The sequence below is a fragment of the Candidatus Poriferisocius sp. genome, assembly GCF_965204145.1.
Lineage (GTDB): Bacteria > Actinomycetota > Acidimicrobiia > Acidimicrobiales > Bin134 > Poriferisocius.
Map to the genome: position 1 here is coordinate 393,361 of NZ_OZ241977.1, position 14,957 is coordinate 408,317.

At 62.5% G+C, this 14,957-nt stretch carries 15 protein-coding genes and 1 tRNA gene; 8 read left to right on the forward strand and 8 right to left on the reverse strand.

The window, feature by feature from the left end; translation table 11 throughout:
- The first annotated feature begins 68 nt into the window (after window positions 1-68).
- Window positions 69-365 (forward strand): hypothetical protein, encoded by a 297-nt coding sequence (locus ACOGI7_RS01720; RefSeq protein ID WP_419850204.1) that lies wholly within the window; start codon window positions 69-71, stop codon window positions 363-365.
- Window positions 366-557: 192 nt separating this feature from the next.
- Here ACOGI7_RS01720 and ACOGI7_RS01725 read toward each other — a convergent pair whose 3' ends face one another.
- Window positions 558-785, reverse strand: a complete 228-nt coding sequence (locus ACOGI7_RS01725) for a hypothetical protein (protein WP_419850205.1) — start codon at window positions 783-785, stop codon at window positions 558-560.
- A 5-nt stretch (window positions 786-790) separates the two neighbouring features.
- Window positions 791-961 (reverse strand): type II toxin-antitoxin system HicA family toxin, encoded by a 171-nt coding sequence (locus ACOGI7_RS01730; protein WP_419851441.1) that lies wholly within the window; start codon window positions 959-961, stop codon window positions 791-793.
- Window positions 962-1,050: 89 nt separating this feature from the next.
- Between ACOGI7_RS01730 and ACOGI7_RS01735 the strand changes: the two genes are divergently transcribed.
- The 5 genes from ACOGI7_RS01735 (at window position 1,051) to ACOGI7_RS01755 (ending at window position 9,214) form a co-directional block, all read left to right on the forward strand.
- Window positions 1,051-1,896 carry a type IV toxin-antitoxin system AbiEi family antitoxin gene (locus ACOGI7_RS01735; protein WP_419850206.1) on the forward strand — a complete coding sequence of 282 codons (846 nt, stop codon included), beginning with the start codon at window positions 1,051-1,053 and terminating at the stop codon, window positions 1,894-1,896.
- Between the two features lie 89 nt (window positions 1,897-1,985).
- The gene (locus ACOGI7_RS01740; protein WP_419850207.1) at window positions 1,986-2,864 is read left to right on the forward strand and encodes a nucleotidyl transferase AbiEii/AbiGii toxin family protein; all 879 of its coding nucleotides are present in this window, start codon (window positions 1,986-1,988) and stop codon (window positions 2,862-2,864) included.
- A gap of 27 nt (window positions 2,865-2,891) precedes the next feature.
- On the forward strand, window positions 2,892-3,308 hold the full coding sequence (locus tag ACOGI7_RS01745; RefSeq protein ID WP_419850208.1) for a hypothetical protein: 417 nt from the start codon (window positions 2,892-2,894) through the stop codon (window positions 3,306-3,308).
- Window positions 3,309-3,809: 501 nt separating this feature from the next.
- Window positions 3,810-5,066, forward strand: a complete 1,257-nt coding sequence (locus ACOGI7_RS01750; RefSeq protein WP_419850209.1) for an ATP-binding protein — start codon at window positions 3,810-3,812, stop codon at window positions 5,064-5,066.
- Entirely contained in the window at window positions 5,063-9,214 is a 4,152-nt protein-coding gene (locus ACOGI7_RS01755) for an NACHT domain-containing protein (protein ID WP_419850210.1), read from the forward strand. Before ACOGI7_RS01750 ends, ACOGI7_RS01755 begins: the two co-directional genes overlap by 4 nt.
- Window positions 9,215-9,224: 10 nt before the next feature.
- Here the strand turns inward: ACOGI7_RS01755 and ACOGI7_RS01760 are convergent, their stop codons facing one another.
- The 5 genes from ACOGI7_RS01760 to ACOGI7_RS01780 form a co-directional block, all read right to left on the reverse strand.
- On the reverse strand, window positions 9,225-9,710 hold the full coding sequence (locus ACOGI7_RS01760) for a hypothetical protein (RefSeq protein WP_419850211.1): 486 nt from the start codon (window positions 9,708-9,710) through the stop codon (window positions 9,225-9,227).
- A gap of 19 nt (window positions 9,711-9,729) precedes the next feature.
- Window positions 9,730-9,957, reverse strand: a complete 228-nt coding sequence (locus ACOGI7_RS01765) for a hypothetical protein (RefSeq protein ID WP_419850212.1) — start codon at window positions 9,955-9,957, stop codon at window positions 9,730-9,732.
- Window positions 9,958-9,962: 5 nt separating this feature from the next.
- Window positions 9,963-10,133 carry a type II toxin-antitoxin system HicA family toxin gene (locus tag ACOGI7_RS01770; RefSeq protein ID WP_419851441.1) on the reverse strand — a complete coding sequence of 57 codons (171 nt, stop codon included), beginning with the start codon at window positions 10,131-10,133 and terminating at the stop codon, window positions 9,963-9,965.
- A gap of 311 nt (window positions 10,134-10,444) precedes the next feature.
- Window positions 10,445-11,140: a nucleotidyl transferase AbiEii/AbiGii toxin family protein gene (locus ACOGI7_RS01775; RefSeq protein ID WP_419850213.1), complete on the reverse strand. Its 696-nt coding sequence runs from the start codon at window positions 11,138-11,140 to the stop codon at window positions 10,445-10,447.
- Complete coding sequence (locus tag ACOGI7_RS01780) at window positions 11,137-11,880, reverse strand: hypothetical protein (protein ID WP_419850214.1); 744 nt, start codon at window positions 11,878-11,880, stop codon at window positions 11,137-11,139. Before ACOGI7_RS01780 ends, ACOGI7_RS01775 begins: the two co-directional genes overlap by 4 nt.
- A 171-nt stretch (window positions 11,881-12,051) precedes the next feature.
- Between ACOGI7_RS01780 and ACOGI7_RS01785 the strand changes: the two genes are divergently transcribed.
- Window positions 12,052-13,488 carry an MBOAT family O-acyltransferase gene (locus ACOGI7_RS01785; protein ID WP_419850215.1) on the forward strand — a complete coding sequence of 479 codons (1,437 nt, stop codon included), beginning with the start codon at window positions 12,052-12,054 and terminating at the stop codon, window positions 13,486-13,488.
- A 37-nt stretch (window positions 13,489-13,525) separates the two neighbouring features.
- Entirely contained in the window at window positions 13,526-14,815 is a 1,290-nt protein-coding gene (locus ACOGI7_RS01790) for a DUF459 domain-containing protein (protein WP_419850216.1), read from the forward strand.
- Here ACOGI7_RS01790 and ACOGI7_RS01795 read toward each other — a convergent pair.
- Window positions 14,807-14,877 (reverse strand) — tRNA-Gly (locus ACOGI7_RS01795). The two genes, ACOGI7_RS01790 and ACOGI7_RS01795, sit on opposite strands and share 9 nt — an antisense overlap.
- Window positions 14,878-14,957: the final 80 nt, after the last annotated feature.

The following is a 14,957-nucleotide window of genomic DNA, read 5'->3' on the forward strand; positions in this document are numbered from 1 at the left end:
TCGGCAAGAAGATATGGGACTTCGCCCCCGGGCCCGACTCGATCACCGCCGACGACGCCATCGCAGGAGTGGCCGCCGCCCAACGCGAACTCGACGAGGGCTTCTACGGATCCCGATGGGAGAGAGCCACCCGCGCACAGCGCCGCTACCTCGCGGCGATGGCCGCAGACTCCCACCGCGATGCCCCCGTCGCCACCCGCCGGATAGCCGAGCGCCTCGGCGAGAGCCACCGCAGCCTCAGCCCCCATCGCAATCAGCTGATCCGAAAAGGCCTCATCTACGCCCCCGAGCGCGGCCAAGTGGCCTTCACCGTCTCGGGCATGGGCGACTACATCAACAGACTCACCGAAGACACACACGCATAGCCCAGCTACGACGCTGCGAAGATCGCCCTCGCCTGGTGCCGCCCTTTGATCGGCCGCGGATCGGTCACCCCTGAGCTGGACGCATACTGGCGGTTACAAGACCTGATTTCAATGCTCGGCCCAACAGCCAGCGGCGATGCCAACGCCGAGCTGGGGAACCTCATCGACAACCCCCGGCGCGTGTCTGTGCTGCTACGACCCGATCGAGATGTCGACAGGTGCAACAGGCTGGATTCCAAGCTCCGCGCAGCCGTCGAGATAGACATCGACTGAGGTGCGGAACTCCCGCTCAATCCCCTCCACATCAGTTGCCTCAGCATTTGCTATGGAGTAAGGGCCGCTGTTGATGACCCTGGCGTGCAGCACCTTGGCCTCATCGTCGTACACCACCTCGCCGACGTAGCCCTTGTGCTCCAGCATCAGCCCTACCCTATTCGCTCGATGAACTTGGCGATGTCACGAACGGTATCGCGCCTAGTCACAGGTCGGGGATGGGGCCTGTGGACCACAATCGACTCTGAATCCTTGACCAGCTGAACTCTGGAACCGGCCCGTTCAACCACAGCGACTCCCAGCGCCCCCAACAACGATTCAATCTCCGCCCATTGATTTTACAAGTCCGGCCGAATGGATGTCGTCGTCTCAATTAGGGTACAAATGACAGTAAATGTGATACGATAGCTGCATGGAAGCCGCCAGCGAGTTGTTGGAGAACCTGAGGGGTATCCCTGGCACTGCCGCGCCTCCAGCGGACTTGGTGCCGGCAGTGAATCTGCTCTTTGAGACGAACGCCGAGGTTGCGACCCTGGACGAGATTGCTTCGTTCAGCGTGTCCCGAACCCCCCAACAGGCAGCCCGCGCTTTGAGAGAGCGGGGCTGGCTGTTCCCGCTGCCCGTCAACGGTGCCTGGGGAGTGACTACGGGTTTCCCGGCTCCGCACATGGGTGGGTTCCTTTCCCTGAGGGCGAGGCTTCAGGTCAAGTCCGGAACCCCCGCGTGCATTGGAGGCAGGTCAACCGCAGAGGTGCGGGGTTGGTTGCGCCGACCGACCTCGCCGGCCATCGGATTCCCCGACGAGGCCCGGCTGCCCCGAAGCCTGTCTGAGTACTCTGTGCTGCGCTGGCAGCCCCGCATTCCGCTGGACACGCTCCACGGCCTGCCGGTGTGGAAGCCCGAGACTCTGCTCGCGTATATGGGCACTCGTCCAGGGCGGTTCCCTTGGACGGACATCGCAGAATGGCTGTGGGAGGCCTGCGAGGGTGTCGACCCCGCACTGATCGCAGCCGAGCTCGAAGGCCGCCCCCCTGGCGCTTGGGCACGCACGGCCTACCTGATACACCGTGGCGAGCAGCCCGATATAGCCGCTGCTGTCGTGTCATTGGGGCCACCCCTCGACAACGGGCCCTACTACTTCGGCCGCGGCGTCCCAGGCCTAGATGATCCGATGCCCTGGCTGCCCGTATGGTCCCCTGAATTCAATGTCGTGGACTATGCGCTGGAACGACACTGGGCATACGACTGGGACCTGTGAGCTAGATGCCTGAAGCGGCAATAAAGCGGGACGACGTTCTCAGGGCGTACCCAGCGGCCGCGAGGTCAAGACAGGTATTGGAAGCCGCTGTGCTTGACGCAGCCTTCGACGTCCTTCTTTCGGAAATGCACAAGCAGAGGCTCTTTGAGGAGTTCCGCATCGTGTTCAAGGGAGGCACCGCCTTGCGGAAGCTTCGTTTCGGGCACAAGAGCCGGTTCTCGTTCGACTTGGATTTCGATGTCGAAGAAGGGGCTGATGAGATCATCGCTGGGGAAATCACCGGGCACGCGTCCTCGGGCTTCTCTTTTGAAATCAGCGAACGCAGGGGCCACAGCTATCTGCGGATCACTTCGGACCTACTTCCCAGTGGTGCTTACGACGTGAAGGTGGACTATTCCAACCGCGGCTGCTGGCTGCCTTCAGAGCAACTGAGACCCCTCGTTTCGCCAGCCTTGCCCGCAGGCATCTGGGACGAGCAAGCCACGATCCCAACTATGAGGCTTGAGGAGCAGATTGCAGAGAAACTGAGCCGCTGGCAGTCGAAGCGATTGGTGCGCGATCTCCACGACATCGCAACCGCGTACCACCTCATAGAAGACGAAGCACTGGTGGCGAAGATGTATGTCTTGAAGTCGCACAAGAGCTGGTCGGCGATGCTCGCCAGCCGCAGGCCGCAACAAGCAGCTATGCCCCTTGGAGAGGTAACAGCAGCCACGCAACCGAACCATTTGGCATTGGACGACCTGGTTCACCCATCGATGCACTCGGAAGCAGACAAGCTAAAGAAGATAAAGGCCGATCTGGCGGTCATGGCCTCGGTATCCAGGGCCATCGACCAATACATAGCAGGGAGCCCGCTAGAAGAGCTGTCGGCCGATGCCGGCAGGCTGGAATGGAAAACAGATGCAGAGATCGCAGCGTTGAAGAGCGACCACGCCGCCAACCCCCCAGTCGCCCATGACGAATAAGCGAAGCGAAGGATAGGCGGCTACGAGATGGCGATGCGCTTCGGGCGGGATTTCACAGTGAGCCGCTCCCATGCCGACGACTCGCTGTCGACGCTGTCCGCTTATCTCGTCGCAAACCACCAGTCCACGCTGGACAGGGCAAAGGAGATGGCGGCGGGGATTGTGTCGGCTGCCGAGCAGACCGTGGACGCTCTGCCCGCCCAACATCAAGTGCCGCCGCTCGAAAAGATGCTGAAGCGGCTGAACAAGCGTGCCGACGAGTGTTCGGACACTGTTGAGAAGGCCGTCAGGCGCCATAGCCCCGCCGCGCCAGCAGGCAAACACCTTCCGAGGCAGACAGAACAACAGTGGGCCATTTGGGAAGCCATGTTCATGCGCCCAGCACGCGATCTGCCAGGCCTGCGCGAGTTCTTGTCTCGCCCCCCAGTCTTCCAAGACGAGTGACCTACCACTCCCCGAGGCTGCTACGAGCAGACGACTCTCTTGACGACTTCGTCTGCGCCTCAACAGCTCAGACCGACTGGTTGGTGAGGCATGCCAGACAAGCTCACGCGGCGGGCACCACCAGAGTCTTCGTCGTTACCGAGTCCAAGGCCGACACGATGGCCGCCTACTACGCGTGGTGCATGTCCTCGCTCGCCCTGCCAGTTACGCCGAGGCGATGGCTTCGGCTCGGGCCAGCGACGAGCCCAGGCAGTAGTAGGCCCCCAGGCCGAAGCCATTGTGCTGGCTGGCGTCTCGGTTGAGGTTGAGCCGGTCGGGCTCGGGGAACGCCTCGGGGTCGCGCAGAAGCTGATTGGAGTCGGCGTGGCGGGTGAAAACCCACGCCTCATGGAGGATCGGGTTGTGGGTCTTGTGAATCGGGGCGGCGTCCCGCAGGGCTTGTTGGATTATGCTATTGAGTGATTTTACTCAATAGCATAATCAAAGCTGTATACTGCGGATATGGCCGAATTCCGGCGTTCGCACGTCGACACTCTTGTCCAGCGGCTGTCTGAGCCCCCGCAACGGCTCATTGCCGTCTTCGGCCCCCGCCAGACTGGAAAGACAACCGCTACACGACAAGGGCTCCAGCAGATCGGCCTGCGACACCGCTACGAGGCGATAGACGCCCCGGAACCGAGGGCTGAACTGGCGCCGGCCGCCTCAGAAGCCGACTATGCGGTGTTCGGTCCCATTCGACGAGATGCCCGATGGCTGCAAGAGGTGTGGGAGCTGAGTCGGCGCCAGGCGTGGACCTCGCCGCAGGGTTTCGTCTTGGTTCTCGACGAGATCCAGAAGATCGAGCAGTGGTCGGAAATAGTCAAGGGCCTCTGGGACGCCGACCGAGCCAGCGGTTGTCCCCTCCATGTGGTTGTTCTCGGCTCGGCGCCGATCTTGATGCAGGCGGGTTTGAGCGAGAGCCTGGCCGGCCGTTTCGAGCCGATCCACGTCAGGCACTGGTCTTATCCTGAAATGGTCGACGCCTTCGGCTTCAGCCTCGATGAGTACGTGTACTTCGGCGGCTATCCGGGGGCCGCGTCTTTGTCCCGCGACCAAGAGCGCTGGCGGGCCTATATCCGCGGCGCGCTGGTGGAGCCCAACATCGAGCGGGACGTGCTGGCGATGACCAGGGTCGACAAGCCAGCGCTGCTGAAGCGGCTCTTCGAGTTCGGAGCGCTGTACTCCGGCCAAATCCTGTCGTTCAACAAGATGCTCGGCTCCCTGCAAGACGCGGGGAACACCACCACGCTCACGAGGTACCTGGACTTGCTCTCCCAGGCAGGTTTGCTCACCGGGCTGTCCAAGCACACCGAGCGCCGCGTGTCGGCCAAGGCCTCGATACCCAAGCTCAATGTGCTCAACACGGCTCTTATGTCGGCGGCCTCGGGATACTCCTTCGAGGAGGCCCGGGCCGACCGCACATTCTGGGGCCGACTGGTGGAGAGCGCAGTGGGAGCGCACCTGGTCAACACGGCCTCGCCGGCCACCGAGGTCAAGTACTGGAGAGACCGGAACTACGAAGTGGACTTCGTACTCCAAAGGGGACCGCAAGTCGTCGGCATCGAAGTCAAGAGCGGCCACACGCCGACCGCCAACCGCGGACTGCTGGAGTTCGAGCGCCGATTCCAGCCCCGAGCAACCGTCGTTGTCGGGGACTCCGGCGTGCCCCTCCATGAGTTCCTGTCCGAGCCCGCCGACCACTGGTTCGAGTCGACATGACCGCCCCAGTCGACCGCACCTGCACCGAACTGGCAGTTGACGAGGAACGCGGCCTCATCTTTACCAGGTCCCTCCCGCTGAGCGCATTTGACATTACTCGTGCCTATGTGTTGTTGGGCGATGCGGGGTCGGGCAAGACAACCGAGTTCAAAAGGGAGTTTGAATCGCTGGGCGACGCTGCGGAGCTACTGAGTGCTCGAGATTTTTCGACTCTGGATGTGGACTCCCATCCCGAGTGGCGAGAAAAGGTCCTCTTCATCGACGGTCTCGACGAGATGCGCGCTGGCACAACCGATTCGCTTGCTCCATTGGATCAGATCCGCAGTCGGCTTGATCGGCTCGGGTGTCCTTGGTTCCGGATCTCCTGCCGAGAGGCAGACTGGCTTGGCACCAACGACCGCAAGAATCTGGCCACCGTTTCTCCCGATTCTCAGATCACCGTTCTGCGGCTCAATCCCCTCGATGACGATGGAATCAGAGCACTGTTGACCTCACTGGATTTCGCAATCGATGTGGAGGGGTTCATCAACCAGGCGAGACAACAAGAGCTCGGCGCCATTCTGCGCAACCCGCAAACCCTGAAGCTGTTAGCTGAGGCCGTCGAACAGGGTGGCGAGTGGCCCAACAGCCGAAGGGAGACCTTTGAGCTGGCTTGCCAAAGGATGGCATCGGAGTGGAACGAGGGGCATTTGGAGAGAACCGAGTTCCTTTCGCCGGATGTCGCTATGGATGCCGCTGGCTATCTGTGTGCTTTGCAGTTGTTGGCCGGATATGAGGGTTACTCGATGACTCCCCTGCTTGACCACCCCTTGTTCCCGTCAGTTGATCGGCTACAGAACCAACCACGCCGACTACCCCAAAGCAGTCTGAGGCAGGTATTGGCCACCAGGCTGTTCACCGGCGTGGTCGAGCGAAGGGTCAGCCCCATCCACCGCCACGTCGCAGAGTTCCTTGCCGGCCGGTACCTGGCAAAGCTGCTCGATGGAGGTTTGCCTGTGGACAGGGTCCTCGCGCTGATGACGAGCCCCGGAGATGGACGAGTCTTCACAGTGCTCCGAGGACTCTCGGCCTGGCTGGCCGTACACAGCCGCGAGGCACGCGCGCAGCTGATAGGGGCCGACCCGGTCGGCTTCGGCCTATACGGTGACATCGAAGGTCTTTCTCCCGAAGAAAGGCAGCTCCTTTTAGAGTCAATGGAAGCGTTCGCCGAGCAGGGTCCGCTCTTCGGCCACGAGAGAACCGACAGCGGCGGCTGGCACCGGCGATCCACCGCTCAAGCATTCCGGTCGCTGGCCTCGGCCGACTTGATGAGTGCCATCAAAGAAGTCCTGACGAGGTCGGCATCTGGAACCGGTGAACACCGGGCTATCGAGTTCGTCCTCGAAGTCCTGTCCGAAGCGAAAGAGTCGGAATTGGACCGCCTAGCCGAACTGGCCTCTGACGTATGGGCGATCGCCCGCGACCCTGCGCGGCCACCAGATACCAGGGGCTTTGCCCTGGAAGCGTTCTTGCATGTCGCCCCCCCTTGCGACGCAAGGACACGCCAACTTCAGCAACTCCTTGAAGAAATCCGCAGCAGCGTGCTCCCCGACCCAGACGGGCAACTTCGGGGAATCCTGCTCAACAGCCTTTACCCAAATCCCCTGGGTCCTTCCCGGGTGTGGCAGTACGCCTTGCCCTTCAACCCGCACGACCTCGACTACCGCCATAGGCAGTTCCTATACAAAGACCTGGTTGAGGAATCATCCAGCCAGCAGGTATTGGAGCTGCTTGACGCCCTGCACGAAGACGCTTCGAACCTCATGCCCGCCCTCAGCGCGTCAATGGCCGACGACTTGCCGTTCAAACTGCTGGCCCGTGCCCTAACTGAGTTGGGAGAAGATGTCGAGCTGTCCCGCCTGTACAACTGGCTCGGCCTTGTCGCTGAATTCATGGAGAGGTTTAGTTGGATGGAAGACCAGCTTCGCCCCATTCAAGAGTGGCTGAATGCTCGTCCTCAGATCCAAAAGGCCCTGTTTCTGGCTTGGCTCAAGCAGGACGAGCAGGAACGCTTCTCGATGCTCCACAATTGGGAATTCTGCGAAGTGCTGCTGAGATGCGCTCCTCCCGCAGATTTTGGCCAATGGTGTCTGGACAAAGCGGTAGAGCTGGCAGACGCTGAGCCGCTTGCGGCTCGTTACTTCCTTGTGGAGTCGTATCGATCACTACGTAACACGGCGATCAGCAACGGCCTATCGCTTGATGTGCTGCGGGCCCGCACGCGGGGGCACCACGACCTGGAACAACGACTCGAGGAGCTCTGCACACCGCGCCCTCCTGATCCTGAACTGATCGAATCCCAGCAACGGTGGCGAATCCGAATCGCCGAGCAGGAGGAAGAAGAGCGTCAAAGACGGGAAGGCTGGGACGCTGAACTGCGGTCGCATGAGTCGGAGCTGCGGGCAAACCGGTTCCATCCCCCGAATCTCCACACCTTGGCCCGGGAGTACTTCGGCGAACTCGGCCGGGCTGATGAAGACGCTGATCCCCGCCAACGAATCTGCGAGTTCATTGGAGGCGACCCCGACCTCGCCGACGCGGTCATGGTGGCCTTACGGGATGCCGTGTGGCGTGATGACATCCCCGAGGCCGACGAAACGATCTTGTTGTCGCTGGAGTCGAAGCGCTCCTGGTTGGCGTATCCGGTGATCGCGAGCCTCGACTTGCTCTCTAGGGAAGACCCGGCGTTGCTGGACCAACTCGACGAGACGCAAAGGCGCAACACCCTCGCCACCTACTTCTGTGTCTTCTCCCCGTTCGCAAATCGCCCCAATCTGACAACGCTCTGGTTCGACCGATGGCTGGAGCAGGACCCCGAATCAGTAGCCGAAGTTCTCTTCAAGTGCGCCCGCGCTGCGATGCGAGCGGGCGAGCAAATCCTGCCTGGGCTCAATGAACTAGAGCACATCGAAGGCACACACCCCGACCTCGCCCACAAACTGACTACAAGGCTGCTGAGCTCGTTTCCCGTACGCGCTCCGAAAGACCAGATACCCCTTCTCAACCAGTTGCTGGACAAACTGCTTCGGGCTGGCAGGCCCGACCTTGAGCAACTCGTTGAACGGAAGCTCTCCTTGTCCAGCATGAACGTGGCTCAGCGGGTTAGGTGGCTAGCGGCTGGCACAATGCTGTGGCCTGGGCATCACCTGACCGCGCTTGAAGACTACGCAGGCAAGAACCAGGCGAGAGTCCGACACCTGGCCGAATTCCTCTGCTACCGCGCCCGCAAGAACAGATTTGCCGTCGATCCACTGGTCGAAAACCTCGGTACCCAGGCGACCGCCGCGCTCATCAGGCTCATGGGCCCCACATTCGAGCCATTCGAAATGAGCGGCCGCGGATATGTCACCCCTGAGCTAGACGCATCCTGGCGGTTACAAGACCTGATTTCAATGCTCGGCTCAACAGCCAGCGGCGATGCCAACGCCGAGCTTAGGAACCTCATCGACAACCCCCGGCTCTCCCGGTGGCGAGACCAACTGAGTTGGGCAGAAGAACAACAGCGCGTTCTGCTTCGAGACGCCACCTATAACCACCCCAGCATCGAGGAAGTCCAGCGCACACTCGCCGGTGGGTTGCCAGCCAACGCGACAGACCTGGCCGCACTGCTGAATGATCACCTCGCTGACATCTCCGAGAGCATCAGGGGCAGCAGTAGCAATCTGTGGCGCCAATTCTGGAATGAGAAACCAGAACTCACTGCGAAGCACGAAGATGCCTGCCGCGACGCCCTCCTTGCGATGCTGCAAGCCCGCCTTCCTTCAGAAATCGACGCGACACGCGAGGGGCATTACGTCTCAGACAAGCGTGCCGACATCCGAGTGAGCTACGGCGGATTCAACGTGCCCATTGAGATCAAGAAAGGCTCCCACCGCGACGTGTGGAGTGCCCCCCAAAACCAACTTGTCGACCAGTACACCATCGATCCCGCAACCTCCGGACGTGGTGTCTATCTTGTGCTCTGGACCGGTAACGACGAAGTTGGGCGAAGGCCAGACGGCAATCGTCCCTCCACCCCCGATCAGTTGAGAGAATTTCTGGAAGGCGATCTGACACCGGAGCATGCCAGCAAGATCTCCGTAAGGGTCCTAGACGTCACCAAGCCCTGAATAGGTCCCTCTAGTTCCAGCGGACGTGGAGGTGTTCGTGGCCGTGGAGGACGAGGGTGGGGCGGTAGACGGGGGCGGGCTTGTCGGGGTTGAGCTCCAGGGTGGGGAACCGCTGGACCAGGGCGTCGAGGGCGGCGATGGCTTCGGCTCGGGCCAGCGACGAGCCCAGGCAGTAGTAGGCCCCAGGCCGAAGCCATTGTGCTGGCTGGCGTCTCGGTTGAGGTTGAGCCGGTCGGGCTCGGGGAACGCCTCGGGGTCGCCCCAATAGCTGATCGGAGTCGGCGTGGCGGGTGAAAACCCACGCCTCATGGAGGATCGGGTTGTGGGTCTTGTGAATCGGGGCGGCGTCCCGCAGAGCGTGATAGTGCGGGTACAGGTTCCCTCGGGTTTCCGGGTTGATGATGTCGGCGATGATCTGCTCAGGCTCGGCGCTCCTAGTGAAGGCCACAGCTATAGCGGCAGGGGGATCGCCTGCCGACTGGATGGCCTGCCACATCCGGCGCGTGTCTGTGCTGCTACGACCCGATCGAGATTTCGACAGGTTCGACAGGCTGGATTCCAAGCTCCGCGCAGCCGTCGAGATAGACATCGACTGAGGTGCGGAACTCCCGTTCAATCCCCTCCACATCAGTTGCCTCAGCATTTGCTATGGAGTAAGGGCCGCTGTTGATGACCCTGGCGTGCAGCACCTTGGCCTCATCGTCGTACACCACCTCGCCCACGTAGCCCTTGTGCTCCAGCATCAGCCCTACCCTATTCGCTCGATGAACTTGGCGATGTCACGAACGGTATCGCGCCTAGTCACAGGTCGGGGATGGGGCCTGTGGACCACAATCGACTCTGAATCCTTGACCAGCTGAACTCTGGAACCGGCCCGTTCAACCACAGCGACTCCCAGCGCCCCCAACAACGATTCAATCTCCGCCCATTGATTTTACATAATTATTACCGAAATTCAGCCACAAGCTCGCCACAGAGATCAGAAAAGCCCTCCAAAATCCCGGCAAGCATCCCCGGACGGATCGCTCAGCGTCGGGATCGAAGTCGACCCGCTGGTGGGCCGGGCCGACTCGGGCGATCTGGAGCTCGACCTGGCCGAGATGCTCAGTTTGGGTTGCCTCCACATGGCGGGCTTCAACCATCACGTCGCCAATGCGAAGGGGAGGCTGGCTCATCAGACTGCGGCATTTCCGAGAACTCTCCTTTGAGGGCCGCCCTTTGATTGGAGGTTTAGTCGAGCATGGTGGCGAGCCAGGCTGCTATTTCGGGTTGGCGTTGTTGCCAGTATGCGGTGACCGTGGTGGTGGTGTCGGATTCGGCTGCTTCTGTGAGCCATGGGTCGTCGGCAACGTCATCGAAGGAGCCGAGCGATCTCACGATGTGGGCAACGCTGGGGTGCTCGAGTGTTACGCCATAGCGCTCTGAGTAGAGACGCAAACCGATGTGAGGGCTGATGCCTGCGTCGGTGGCGATGCGCATGAGGTCGTAGTAGTCGCGCATCTCGCCTCGGTCACCGATCACTTTGTATTTCGTCGCGGCGATGTCTCGAATTGATCCGATCGCTAGTCCCTCGAAGATGATTGGCTCGTCGAGCGGGCTCTGATCACTTGCATGCAGGTACTGAACCTTGACCCCGTTGACGGTGACGTTGAGTGTTCCCTCGGCGATGTTGTCGACGGCGACCGCCGCTTCAGATTCCAAGCGCTCCAAGACCGTCTTCGGATTGAACGGCTCATGCACGAACACGTCGAGATCTCGGCTGCGGCGATGTCTGAGATACATGGCCAGGGCAGTGCCCCCCATGAGCACCCCCGAATCGGGCGTCGCTGCTGCGACTAAGGGCCAGCAGGCCCGTGTTGGTGCGTCGAGAATGTCCGACCAGTCGTCGAGAGACTCTCCGTGCAACTGGAACCGGTCGGCGGTCACTGTGGGGCCGAGGCGCGGTGGGCGAGCGCGTTGTTGATGAGATCCCGGGTGTGCGGCTGCGTTGAGCGCAGCCGCAGGCACGACTGCAAAGAGCTAACCGGCAGGCGGACGGACGCCCACAGCGCGGCTTGGGGGGACGGGCCGTTCAACAGGCGATTGGCCACGAACTCGGCGTCGGCCGGAAGCGCCAGCGAAGACGGGTCGGGATGGTTCCAAAACAGTGACCAGAACTGGGGCGGAACGGGCCCGGTGAAATCGCCCAACTCCGCAGGCCTCGGGAGGGGAACATGCTGAGCTTGGGCCTGGAGTTCCCGCCAACCCGGCAATGACACCACCGGCTCCCAGGTGCTGCGCTCACGGACACCGTCGCGCCAGCTCTGAGTCCATGTGCGTTGCCTGACCGCCCCGCGGCGGGCCAGCGAAACCAATGCTGACTTCGCTGCCGACCACGAAAGGCCCGCTGATGCGGAGGCGGCCGCGACGCTGCTGATGCCGGCGCGGCGCGTGACAGCGGCCAGTACAAGCCGCTCGCTTCGCGTCAGCGGATGGTCATCGGCGGACAATTCGGTGCCGGCAGCTTCGCGCTTTAGTTCCTCAACTTCCCCACACTTGTCGCTTACTGCTTCGCGGACGAATTGCGCCACCGTCGCGCCTGACGCATGGGCGGCCTCGGTGACGCGCCCTAGATCCTCGGCGCTGATCCGAAGCGACAACTGAGCCTCCAAGAGTTGCGCAGCCATATCTATAGGATATCTCGCGATTCACTACACAATCGCGAAAAAAGATTGGAATCTCCTTAAGGTCTCTCGCCCCAATTCGAAATGGCCTGGTGCATAGTCTCCTAACCCCCGCCGGCAACTGAGGCGCTTAGCAATTCTTGGCCGGCGTTGGCCGCGGATAGCTTGGCGCTGGTGCTGTTCCCCACTTTCACGTTTGCGGCGTTCTTTGCCGTGGTGTTGCCGGTGGCGTGGGCACTGAAGCGGTGGCCGGTGCCGTGGAAGCTGTTTCTGCTGGGGGCCTCATACTGGTTCTACGCCGCGTGGGATGCCCGCTTCGTGCTGCTGCTGGTGGGCATGACCTTGGGAAATGCGGCGGCCGCCGCCGTCAATGTGCGAGCCAGCTCCGCACGGGTTCGCAAGGCGGCGGTGGCCGGCGGGGTGACGCTGTCGCTCGGGGTGCTGGCCTTCTTCAAGTACTACGACTTCTTCACCGACAGCCTCGACCGCAATCTGGGGATCTCCAGCCCGGCGCTCGACATCGTGCTGCCGGTGGGGGTGTCGTTCTTCACGTTCCAGGCCATCAGCTACATCGTGGACCTGCACCGGGGCCGCACCGAAGAGGCCAACTTGCTCGACTTCGCGGTGTACCTGTCGTTCTTCCCCCAGCTGGTGGCCGGCCCCATCGTTCGGGCCACCGAGTTCATGCCCCAGCTGAAGTCGGACACCCGCCCTGACCGCAGGGAGGTGGCCCGGGCCGTGAGGCTCATCGGCCGGGGCATGTTCAAGAAGGTGGTCATCGCCGACTTTCTGGCCCGGGCTGTGGTGAACGACGCCTTCGAGTCTCCCGGCGAGCACGGCGCCCTCGACATGCTGGCCGGGATCTACGGCTACGCCGTGCAGATCTACGCCGACTTCTCCGGCTACACCGACATGGCCATCGGCGTGGCCCTGCTGATGGGGTTCCGCTTCCCCCAGAACTTCAACGTCCCCTACGTGGCCGACTCCATCCAGGACTTCTGGCGGCGCTGGCACATGTCGCTGTCGCGCTGGCTGCGCGACTACCTCTACATCCCCCTGGGGGGCAACCGCCGGGGACGTCTGGCCACCTACCGGAACCTTCTCATCACCATGGCCCTGGGGGGCCTGTGGCACGGCGCGGCCGGGGTGTTCATCATCTGGGGCGTCTACCACGGGGCCGGCTTGGCCGTGGAGCGGTGGCGGAGCGAATCCGGGCGCGGCCCACAGCAGCGGGAACTGGCCTTTCGGGGATGGCGCTGGACCCCGTCTGACGCCACCCGGCTGTGGGCGCGGCGATTCTGGGTCTTCCACTTTGTTTGTTTGGGCTGGGTGCTGTTCAACAGCGAGACCCTGGACCGCACCGGGGACGTGCTGGCCCGGCTGTTCACCGGCTGGGGCACCGGCCCCGAGCTGTTGAATCCGCTGGTGGCCCTGGCCATCGCGGCCGCCCTCGCCGCCCAGTTCTTCCCCCGGGCCTGGGCCGAAAGAGGATCCAAGGCATTGGCGAACGCCCCTCTCGGAGCGACCGCGGTGGGCTTCTCGGTGTGGATCATGATCGTCGTCGCCCTCGGCCCCGAAGGGGTGGCCGACTACATCTACTTCCAGTTCTGACATGAGCGGTCCCAGACCTGGCAGAGGTTCTTACAGCGTGAAAAGGGTGTCGACGGGAGTGCTCGGCTGCCTGCTGCTGTCCATGTTCCTGGTGAGCGGCAAGCTGGTGGAGATCGCCGAACGCCAGCCGCTGGGCGACAGTCGAAACCGCTGGGTGGATGTGGCCGAGGGCGTCGACCGGGTGTCCAACTTCTTGGCCCTGAACCGGCCCTACGACCTCATCACCGACGTTAGGGGAGTGGGCACCGACGCCGGGGAGGAGATTGACACGATCGAGGACGTGGCCGCTGCTCTGGGACGAGAGCGAGGTCCGTTGCCGCCCCGAGGCCAGGCATCCACAGCCACACCCCGACCGAGGCCGACCGCCGCCGACCCGGCGACCGCGGCGCCTAAGGCTCCGGCGGCCACCGATATCCCTCACGATTCCGGTGCAACTAGGGACGCTGAGGCGTCCCCCACCCCCGATGCCGGCGAGGAGCCTCAACCCACTCAAGCCGCAGATGATGCCGGGTCGGCCGAACAGCCAGAGGCACTTGATGCCTCCTCAGAACCCGAGCCAATCGAGGGCACCCCCAATCCCCAGCCTGAGCAGATCGACCGCGAACCGCTGATCGTGCCTCAGTGGCAGGTTCCCCCAGTGGGCCCGTGGCTTCTCCCTCCGCCCAAGAATCGCACCGTGACCCCCGACGATCCCTTGCGGGTGTACGTGGCCGGCGACAGCCAGGCGTTCTTTCCCGGCCACGCATTGACCGACGTGGTCGAACGGGGGCTTTTCGATGTGACGATGGATTTCCGCAACAGCACCGGGCTAGCCCGGCCCGACTTCTTCAACTGGCCGGCGGAATTCCTCGACTTCGCGGCCGAAGAAGACCCCGAGTTGGTGGTGCTCTTTTTGGGCGGCAACGACTGGCAGACCATGGAGAATTCGGAGGGGACCCTCTTGAGGCGGGGCTCCGATGCGTGGCGATCAGAGTGGGCTTGGCGCATGCAGATCACCTTCGACACGCTGACTGCCCCTCACCGCCACATCGTGTGGGTCGGCTTGCCCCCGGCCCGCTCCGAGCCATTTGACACTGGGTATCCCCAGATCAACGACATCTCGTGGCTGGTGACACTCACCCGCTCCGATGTGACCATGGTGGACATCTGGGATCTGTTCGGCGGTGACGGGCCCTATGAGGAAAGCGTCGCTCCGCCCACAGGCGGCGACCCCGTGCGAGTGCGCCAAGAAGACGGCATCCACGTCAACCGCACCGGGGCGAGATGGGTAGCCGAGCTGATCGCGGAGATCGCCGCCGAGCGGTGGGAATTCGAAGAGAGCGGGTGACGAGAATCGAACTCGCGTCATCAGCTTGGAAGGCTGGGGTTCTACCACTGAACTACACCCGCAGGGCTGGCCGCCCATGATATCCACCCGTCGCGGCAACCGGCTACGACACGAGGATTCGAAGGGCCGTCGGTAAAATGCG

Excerpts from the sequence above, each read along its gene's own strand:
- ACOGI7_RS01725 (WP_419850205.1), bottom strand. The coding sequence starts at position 785 with ATGCTGGAGCACAAGGGCTACGTCGGCGAGGTGGTGTACGACGATGAG.
- ACOGI7_RS01735 (WP_419850206.1), top strand. The coding sequence starts at position 1,051 with ATGGAAGCCGCCAGCGAGTTGTTGGAGAACCTGAGGGGTATCCCTGGC.
- ACOGI7_RS01745 (WP_419850208.1), top strand. The coding sequence starts at position 2,892 with ATGGCGATGCGCTTCGGGCGGGATTTCACAGTGAGCCGCTCCCATGCC.
- ACOGI7_RS01750 (WP_419850209.1), top strand. The coding sequence starts at position 3,810 with ATGGCCGAATTCCGGCGTTCGCACGTCGACACTCTTGTCCAGCGGCTG.
- ACOGI7_RS01755 (WP_419850210.1), top strand. The coding sequence starts at position 5,063 with ATGACCGCCCCAGTCGACCGCACCTGCACCGAACTGGCAGTTGACGAG.
- ACOGI7_RS01760 (WP_419850211.1), bottom strand. The coding sequence starts at position 9,710 with ATGTGGCAGGCCATCCAGTCGGCAGGCGATCCCCCTGCCGCTATAGCT.
- ACOGI7_RS01765 (WP_419850212.1), bottom strand. The coding sequence starts at position 9,957 with ATGCTGGAGCACAAGGGCTACGTGGGCGAGGTGGTGTACGACGATGAG.
- ACOGI7_RS01780 (WP_419850214.1), bottom strand. The coding sequence starts at position 11,880 with ATGGCTGCGCAACTCTTGGAGGCTCAGTTGTCGCTTCGGATCAGCGCC.